Genomic DNA, 9,030 nt, shown 5'->3' with positions numbered 1-9,030 from the left:
CCCCCCCCCCCCCCCCCCCCCCCCCCCCCCCCCCCCCCCCCCCCCCCCTCTTTTCAAGCAGAAGACGGCATACGAGAACAACGTCAGCGTCTCGTGGGCTCGGAGATGTGTATAAGAGACAGACATTAAATAAGCCATAAAAATAATCACTACATCCCACAAGACAACACGCTGCTGCATACTGCTTGGCGCTCCTCGCGTTGACGAAAAGATGCCTATGAAGTCATTCCACTATCGAATTATCCTGAGCGCCATGAACCGCTCACGTGGGTTGGCTGCGCGCTGCAGTCCTGGCCCCCGACGACGGCATCATCTCGACGGCGAGCGTTGTCGTGGGCGTGGCAATCAGCGCAGCTCAGAATGTATCAACACATCCTCAGTGGCTTGATTCAACAGCCGCATCGACAACTCGATCTCCAGGTTGATGGCCTTTACCTGGTCGCGCTTGTCCGGAGCAGCCCCGGTCTGTAGCGTTCGTCGGAACTTTCGAAGGTCCGAGATCTTCTTGTCCAGCGCCTTCGCTGCGCCATGAGCCCTGGCCAGCGGCACATCCGCCAGCACGGCATCAGCATCCTCGCCCCGCTGAACCCGGGCTTTGAACTCGTTCTCGCTGGTGTTGATGCGCTTGAGGTTCTCGTAGTAGGCGTTGCTCTGGCCGTTGGCGCCGCGCGTGTTCCCGTAGAGGCGGCCCGCCAACACGATCTGATGCGGCGCCAGTTCCTCACCAGTGAAGGCGGAAGTGGTCATGGCTACGGCCTTGTTCACCTCGCGGCCCACGCCGCCAGTAATCTGTTCCACCAAGTACTCGATGGCCTCAGGCGTTGGGCTGACAGCACCGGGCCGCCATTCGTTACCGCCCGTCGCGGCATTGGCAAAGGTGGCCAGCCAACGGTAAGGCTTTGCTGTCGAATCTTTCACTCGGCTCGCACCCGGCGTCGGGTCATTTGAATTCCGGTCTTCTCGGTAGATCTCCCGACCTGTCCAGTCCTTGTTGCGAGCCAGTGCCAGCGCAGGATCGAACCAGGTGGGCGATGCCATCTGTCCCAGATCAGCGGACCCGCCCAGCGGGTTGTAAGCATCGAGGGCCAGCACGGCCATGTCCAGGACGTGCCCCATTCGGCTCTTGGTCGGGTCGTCGTGCACACCCATCTCCACGATGGTGCGGCCGATGTTGGGGAACACATGGAACCCAAGCGGCAGCGGGATGGCCACATAGTCCTGTCGGCCCAGCGGGATGATGATCGCCCGCTCCTTCACAAACTCGGGGATCTTCTTCCATTCGTCGTCAGCGCCATCGCCGCCGCCCATCATCAAATACCCCGCCATGGCCGACACCATGCCCAGGGCCACGCCACCCATCATGATCTTGCGCCCGGCAGGGCCCGTCAGCGTCTCCAGCATGCGTTTGTTGCCCTGAATCGCTGCGTTCACGAAAGCGAAGTGCGCGCCGGCCACGGGCATGTTCCTGCCCTTGCGGTTGAAGTTCACCGTGATGTTCTTGGCGATGCTCGCGGCCTCCTGGCGGCTGATGCCCTGGTCCAGTGCGGCTTTGTAAACGCCCAGGCGTGTTGTGGCTTCCAGGGTTTCGTTGAAGTCCGACAGCCAGGCCAGCAGCGCGCGGCCGCTGCCGAGAGCCTTGCCCTCGCCCACCTGGTCCAGCGCCTTCTGCAGCTTCTTGGCCCGGTCCTGGGGATCGGCGTGCAGGTCACGGTAACCAGTGGTGCCGCCGTCCAGCTGCAGCTGCTCCCACAACTTGGCCCATTCGCTTGTGCCGGCGCCCTCCTCCCGGCGCTCGCGGCGCAGGTCCTTGTAGATGGCGCGGGTGTTGCGCCGGATGTTGCGGAACACCTCGGCCTGTTTGCCAGCCAGCGGCGTGGTGGACAGCTGCAGCATGGCGCCCTGCAGGTCGCGCGCCAGGTTCATGACACCGAACACAGGGTTGTACTGGGTGTTGACCGAGGAGAACCAGCGCGTGATCCAGGCTGCAATCCGAGTGAAGCGGTCCAGTTCCATGGCGTCCAAGTTCTTCATGGCCACAGCCAGCCGCACGGCCTTTTCGTTGCGCTCGTTGAAGACGATGTACCGATCCTTGCCGCCAATGCGCACCGTCACCACGTTGTCGCGCGCCTTGGCGCCCTGATCCACCATGGTCTTGACCAGCCCCGTGTCCGCGTCCAGCGCCTTCTTCTTGGGCAGTTCCAGGCTCCAAAGCTCTTTGTCCGGGTTCTGAGCGGCCAGCAGGTACATGCGCTTGACCACGTTGTTCTTTTCGCCGCGCGTCAGCGCCGCCTCTCGCTGCATGACGATGTGGCTGAGGATGTTGGTCACGCGCTCGTTCGAGCCCGTGCGCCTCTTCGATGCATCGCCCTTCGTGCTGAAACCCTGGCCGATGGGGTGAGCCTTGCTGTCCGGGTGGGCTTCGTCGCGGTGCAGAGGCACATAGTGCTGATAGGTCTTGCGCCAGGCCGACAGCGTGGCCTGGTCCATGAGCCCGTAGCTCTCCAGAGTCTTCAGGGTTCCCTCGTTCATGCGGTCCACGCGCGCGGCCAACTCGTCCAGTACCTGGCGCTGCTCAGGGCTGTAGCCGTCCATGATCGCCTTGGCCTCGGCATCGCTCATGCCCGACAGGGACAGGCGCTCCTCCTCGGTGCCATCGAAGGCCTCGGCGCTGTTCCAGCGGTCTTGGTCGATGAGGGCCTGGCCCAGCGCCTTCTGCACCGGGCCGGTGGCCATGCCCCGGGCCTGGGTGCGCTGTAGCTGACGGCGCAGATCTTCCACGGTCTTGCCGGCGGCCTCGCGCTGGGCCTGCAGTTGCTGAGCGCCGGGGTTGCGCTCGGCCATGACGCGGTTTGCCTCGGGCGCATGCCGGGCATGCAGGAAGCGCTCCAGCTCCTCGATGGCCACGCCCGTGGCGTTCAGGCGCCGCAGCAGCGGCTGCACTTCGTCGCGCAGGAAGTTGGCCGTGCGCTTGGCCACGCGCTTGTGGTACAGCTCCTCGCCACGGTAGGCGTCGTTCGTCTCGCTGACGGTGCCGTTCAGAGCCCGGATGGTGGCCTGGATGCGCTTGAGGTCAATGAACTTGTCCTGCCAGTTGTAGAGGAAGTCATCGACGGAGCGGTAGCCGGTGAGGTCGGCCACCTTGTGCTGCAGGCGGCCGAGCAGGCCCTTGGAGGGTGGCGGCGTGGCCGCGCCGGCAGCGGGGCCGCGGCTGTAGAAAACGCGCAGCTTGGGACTGGGGTCGCCTAGAACTTGTGCGTGCCGCTCAGCAAACCTTCCCAGTACAGCGCCTCGTCCCCGTCGATTGCCTTCACCCTCGCTGCCCTCTCCGCGTAGAAGGGAACGCCAGACAGCCGCTCGCGCAACTGTTCGCCAGCCAGCTTCCGCGTCTCCTGACGCGCTTGCATCCATTCGACGTCTTCTTTCGATGGATTGTCCAACCAAGCCAGCCAATTGCTGTCTTGATAGTTGCTGCCCGGAATCGGATAGTCGGAAAGTGCCTCGTTCGGCATCGTATGCAATCTGATTGGATGAAGGAAATGCATTATCCATTCCCTCCAAGCTGGCCGCAATCATGCGCTCCACATTCCCCACGTCGTCCCCATAGACCCAGCGCAGGCCCGGCACACCGTGGCCGCCGCGCACCTGGTCGGGATGCGGCGCCAGGTGGCGCGTGGTGCCGAACTTCAAGGCGCTGGACAGCATCTGCTCCAGCCGGCGACGCAACGCGGTCTTACTCAGCCCGTGTGGATCGCCGATGAAGATGCTGTCCGTGTTGTGCGCGAAGGTGGAGGCAATGCTGTAGGCCATGGCGCCCGCATCGCCCTGGTCCAGCCGGGACACGTCCAGCCACACGTCGGGCGTGGGCGGCACGTCCTCGGGGTTCACCCCGGGCCGGCCAGTCACAGCCTCCATGCCATCGGCGGTGTAGAGCATGTCGTAGACCTGCTCGCCGCCATACGGGTTGGGCTGGCGCACCGACAGGATGGCCTTCTTTCCACCCGGCATTGTCAATGTGTACTCCTGGCGCCCTGCAATGCTGATCGGCTTGCTCACCACGATTTCCGGGTTGTGCTCCTTTGCGATGGCGGCAAGGTCCGTCTGCTCCGACTTGGGGAAGGTGAAAAGGTCGTCAAGCTCGGACAGCTCCTGCAGCGCGCGGCGGCCCGCGCCGCTGTCCAGGCTGAACGCAGGCTTTGCCGCCGGCGCCGAGGCGGCAGCCAGGGCGCCACGCTCCACCCAGCGGCGCGCCGGCAAGATGAAGTCGCGGATGATCTCCGCGTCCGTCATAGCCAGGTCGCGCAGCGCGGGCACATGGGCGCGCAGCCATGTTCGAATGGCGGCCACGGCACGGCGCACGAATCCCAGCTGGGGCTGGGTCTCGGCCATCTCGGCCAGCACCTCCTCCGCGGCGTAGCGCCGGCCCACCAGGTCGTCCAGCTCGCCATACTCCTGCAGCTTGGCGCGCACCTCGCGCGGGCGGGCCACGATGATCTGGTCCAGCACCGCATCCAGCTTCTCGCCGAAGGCGCCGCGCAGGCCGTGGTGGCCCAGCGCCTCGTGGTACAGCACGCGGGCCGCTTCCTCGGGCGTGGCCAGCTGGCTCGCAACCAGGTAGACCTCGCCATCGAAATAGAAGCCCTTGGGCACGCCCTCCGCGCCCTCGGCTGCCTGCAATTGGTCCGCGTCGCGCGCTTCCTGGGGCACGCGCGGGTCCTGCAGGTCGAACACCACGTTGATGCGCGGCGCGTTGGCCCAGGCCTGGCGCACTTCGTCCACGACCTTCTGCACGCGCGCCATGGGAGCCGGCGGTGCACCGCGCACGCCTGCCGGCGCCGCGCCACCAGCGATGCGTAGCAGTTCCTGCGCCAGGTCTGCCGTCATTGTGGGCGCCACGGAACTCTCCGCGCGCTTGAAAGGCACGCCCGCCGGCTGCTCAGCCCCTTCCTCAAAGCGGGACAGCTCGCTGCGCGTGACGGACAGATCATCCTCGGGATACCAGTAGATGTTCACCTTGTGAGCCTGGTTGCCGGTTTTTCCGCCGCCCACATGCGCAAACCCGCGATAGCCCATGTCCTCCAGGTTGTAGCGAATGCCATCGAAGCGCTCCTGCAGCTCGTCCGCACTCACGCCTTCGTAGCGAGACTCGGCGCGCGCTTCATCGAACAGCTGGGCCAGCGTGGTGATGCGCTCGCCCGTTTCCGTGTTCTCATCGCGGGCGAGGTCGTCCAGGACGCGCTTGGCCATGGACTGCACTTCAGGCTCCATGGGAGCATTCATGTCATACAGACGGACAGGGGAGTGCTCGGCAATCTCATACAGCGTGGGCTCGCCGCCCTGCCCTTTGCGGGTGTAGCCCGCGGCGATGTCGGCGGCGTCTGTGGTGTAGAAACCCTGGCCGTAGATGTTGAGAACGTTGCCGCGGTAGACGCCATCGTTGGTTGGACCGCCTTCGGGCAGCGGACGGCTGGTGCCATGCAGGCGCACGCCCGTACCGCGCGTGTCACGCAGCTTGGGCCGCTGGCTCGCTGCAGGTGCTGCAGCAGTGCCTGGCCACACCGGCCCAGCGGCGGCCGGTTTGTCAAAAACGCCCTGCTGCCCGCTCAGGGCATCCTTCGCGTCTTGGCCCAACTGGAAGTTTTCAGCGCTGGCGGCCTGGCGCTCGGCCACTTCCTTGCGTTCGCGCTCGGCCCGCGCGTCCGCATCTGCCTTGGCATCATCGCGTGCACGGCTGTGCTCGGCCTGCTCCTGCTGAGCCTGCTGGGCCTCGATCTCGTCGGGGGTGTAGCTGGAAAGCTCCAGCGCGGGCGCTACGGCGCCGCTGTCGGCGTCGGCTTGTTGCCCTGGGCGTTCTGCGCGATCTCCAGCAGCTGCTCGCCCTGCTCCGTCTGGCTCTTGTCGCCGTGCTTCTGGCCCTGCTGCATCAGCACGCTCCCCAGCAGCATCGCTGCCAGGGGGTTCTCGGCTGCCTTGCGGGGCTGGGGCTTGCTGGGATTCGGTGCTTGTGTCATTGGTCTGTTGTCGCTGTGGGACGGGTTGGCCGCTCAGTGCGGCAAGGATCGCGGCAGGGCCAACCTGCTCGCCGAACATATCACCGCTGGCCGAGGTCGCCAAGGCTGCGCCCATGTATGCGCGCAGGGACTCCACCAGGCGGTCGCGGCCCACGGGCCGGGTCAGGTAGTGGCCGCTGTACAGCAGGCGCAGCATGCCCACCGTCAGAGCATCGGGCACGTCGCCCGTCAGCATGTCCACCTGCTGCACAGCGTCGTGCAGAGCCGCGCGCTCGCGCCGGGCCTTCTGCACAAGGCGGATGGCCTGCAGCAGGTTCTCGGTCACGTCCACCTCGGCATTGATGGCGCCGCGCTCGGCTGCCAGGCGCAGGTTGGCCCACTCGCCGGCCACGGCCTTGAGGGATTCGCCGATGGCGCGGATGTCGTTGTCGGTGGAACCGAACAGCGATTCCACAAGGTCGCCGTCGCCGTAGGCCTTGTGCACGAGGGCGGCCTGCAGGCGGGTGACGCCGGCCGGCGAGAGCGCGCCGCTGGCATCCACCATGCCGGCCACATCCTGGCCCTGCTCCTGCAGCTTGCCGATGAAGGCGCGGGCAAAGTCCCGGTTCGCGGCACTGTCCAGGGCGCCGCTGTCGAACACCTCCAGCACACCGCCGTCCACCAAGGCCGCGTCGGTGGCGGCCTGCTCCGTGGCGGACAGGCCCAGGGCCTGGCTTTGGCTCTTGGCGCCCATGTTGACCTGGTTGTCCTTCTCCGAATACAGGCGCACCAGCACCGGGGCCTGCATGCCCTCGATGACGGATGGATCGATGCCGTGCATGTCGCTGTCGGCAGCCAGCTCCTGCCGGTAGGCGTTGGCTGTGCCGCGCTCGTAGGCAGCGCGCAGGCCCGCCGTGCGGCCGTTGTTCAGGGCCTTCACGGTGCCAGGGTGGGTAGCGTCGAACAGCGGATTGACGGCGCCGTCCGCGAAGTTGGACGGCTGCACGTCGGCTGCCTCCATCACCGCATACCGGAACGGCACGCGCTGACCGTCGCTCATCACGGCCACGTCGGCCCGGCCCAGCGCCTGCGCGGCGTCGGCTTGGTCGCCCACGGCGAACACCATGGGTGCGCCAGATTCGGGGCTGCGCGAGACGCCCAGCCGCAGGTAGTCCGGGTTCTGGGCCATGCCCTGCATCTGCACCACGCTGGCCGGCCGGCTGCGGTCGCGGTTCTGGATCTCCTGGGCCGGCGTGCCGACGGCGCCCGTGCCTTCGGGGTTGGTGCCGGCGCGGCGCGTCTTCACGGCAGCCCATTCGTGCTGCAGCTGGTCCCAGATGGGCGTGCCCCGGCGCAGGGTAGCCACCTTCTCGCCGCGCTCGTGCACGAACTGGGGCCAGGTCTTGGACCGCACTGCACCAGGATCAAACGCCGGGGCCTGTTCGGCCGCAGCAGCTTCGGCGGCCACGGCCTCGGGCTCCTCCCCCAGGGCTTCCAGATCAGCCTCGCGCGCCGCGTCCTGCTCCAGGCGCTGGGCCAGCGCTGCGCGCTCCTCCTGCTGCACCGGGTTCAGGCCCGTAGTGCTGTCGATCACCTCCAGCTCGGCCAGGCGCGTGGCAGCCGTGGTGCTGTCCATGGATTCGGGCGTGCCATCGGGCTGCTGCACGCGCTGCTGTTCCGTCTGCGGCGCGGCCGGCGCCGCGACAGGCGCCGAGGCCTGGGCGTCCTGCACAGGCGCAGCTGCAGCGCCGTCGCGCTGGCCAGCATCTGCGGTCGTCGCCACGTCCGTGACCGTATTGCCTTCGGCATCCTTGTAGGTCACGTCGATGACCGTGCTGCGCCCGCCGGCATCCGCCTTGGCGCCCCGGTCTTTCACGCCGGCCACCACGCCCCGGGCAGCACCTGGTGCAGATCCGCCCAGCGCGCCCAGCACGAAGTTGGCGGCCGAGTCCTCGCCGATTTCCTTACTGTGGGCCACGCTCTTGGTGCCCAGGTCCGAGGCCACGCCTTCGGTCAGCTCCTGCGTACCCTCCTCCAGCGCCGAGATGCCCGCGCCTGCCGCCGTCTTACCCAGCACCGAGCGGCCGGCCACGCGGGCCAGCAGCGGGTCGAGCCCACCCGTCACCAGCTTGCCGGTGAAGCGGTCGCCGAACGTGGCCACGGCGCCCTGCAGCAGCGCAGAGGCGTCCTCGGCCTTGGCGCTGGTGATGCGCCTCGCCTCGTCGGGCGCCGCTCCGGCATCGATCATGCGGCGGTACAGCGGGCTGGTGTCCAGCAACTGCTCGTGCGACTGCTTGGCGATGAACTCCCGCGCGTTCTCCACGCCCTCGCCCGCTGCCATGGCGCCGCCCACCGCGCCGGCTGCGCCCGGGCTGCGCGTGGCCAGCGCCGTGGCCACGACTGGGAACATGCTGCCGAACACATCAGCGCCCTGCATCAGGAAGCCGCGCACAGACGGGTCCTTGCCGAAGTCGATCTCGCCCTTGAGCAGGTTGCCCGTGATCTGGGAATTGGCCACCGCGTCCTGCGTGGCCTGGCTGGTCGTGTCGTTGATGGCCTTCTGCGCATCGCGGCCGGCGCGGGCCAGCGTCTCGGCGCCCGGCAGGCGCACGCCCACGGCCGCGCGCTCCGCCTGCAGCTCGCGGCGGTCACGCTGCTGCTGCGTCATCGGGCCGTTGATGGCCTCGTCTGTGTCAATGCCTGGGATGAAGGCACCGCCGGGCATGACCGTGGCGGGGTCGCCGCCGGCGCCGTTGCGCACTGTGGCGCGGATGCCCGACTGCGCAGCCTCGGGCACTGCAGCCACGCCAGAGAGGGCGGCGCCGCCCGCGCGCTTGAACACGTCGGTGATGGCATCCGCCACATAGCCGCCTATGCCCTGCGGCTTGGACTTGGGCACATCGATAGAGATGCCGCCCAGCTCGAACAGGTCAACGTCGCCAGTTGGGGCCGGGGTTGCCGTCTTCGCCGTTGGATCGATACCGGCAATCTCGAACAGGTCAACGCCGCCATCGGCGGCGCTTTGGGGGGTCTGGGGCATGCA

The 9,030-nt window shown here is 67.2% G+C and carries 1 protein-coding gene and 1 pseudogene; one reads left to right on the top strand and one right to left on the bottom strand.

Annotation, left to right across the window (positions count from 1 at the left end):
* Positions 1-266: 266 nt before the first annotated feature.
* Positions 267-368 (top strand): annotated as a pseudogene (locus tag JHD82_RS29955) (VIT family protein); the annotation flags it as partial.
* On the opposite strand, the gene JHD82_RS29950 reads toward JHD82_RS29955, so the two are convergent.
* Positions 346-9,027 (bottom strand): LPD38 domain-containing protein, encoded by an 8,682-nt coding sequence (locus JHD82_RS29950; RefSeq protein ID WP_233174866.1) that lies wholly within the window; start codon positions 9,025-9,027, stop codon positions 346-348. The pseudogene JHD82_RS29955 and the gene JHD82_RS29950 overlap by 23 nt on opposite strands.
* Between the last annotated feature and the right edge of the window lie 3 nt (positions 9,028-9,030).

The organism is Delftia sp. ASV31, from assembly GCF_016428765.1.
Lineage (GTDB): Bacteria > Pseudomonadota > Gammaproteobacteria > Burkholderiales > Burkholderiaceae_C > Comamonas > Comamonas acidovorans.
The sequence above is the reverse complement of the archived record's forward strand: the minus strand, read 5'-3'. Positions and strand labels throughout refer to the sequence as shown.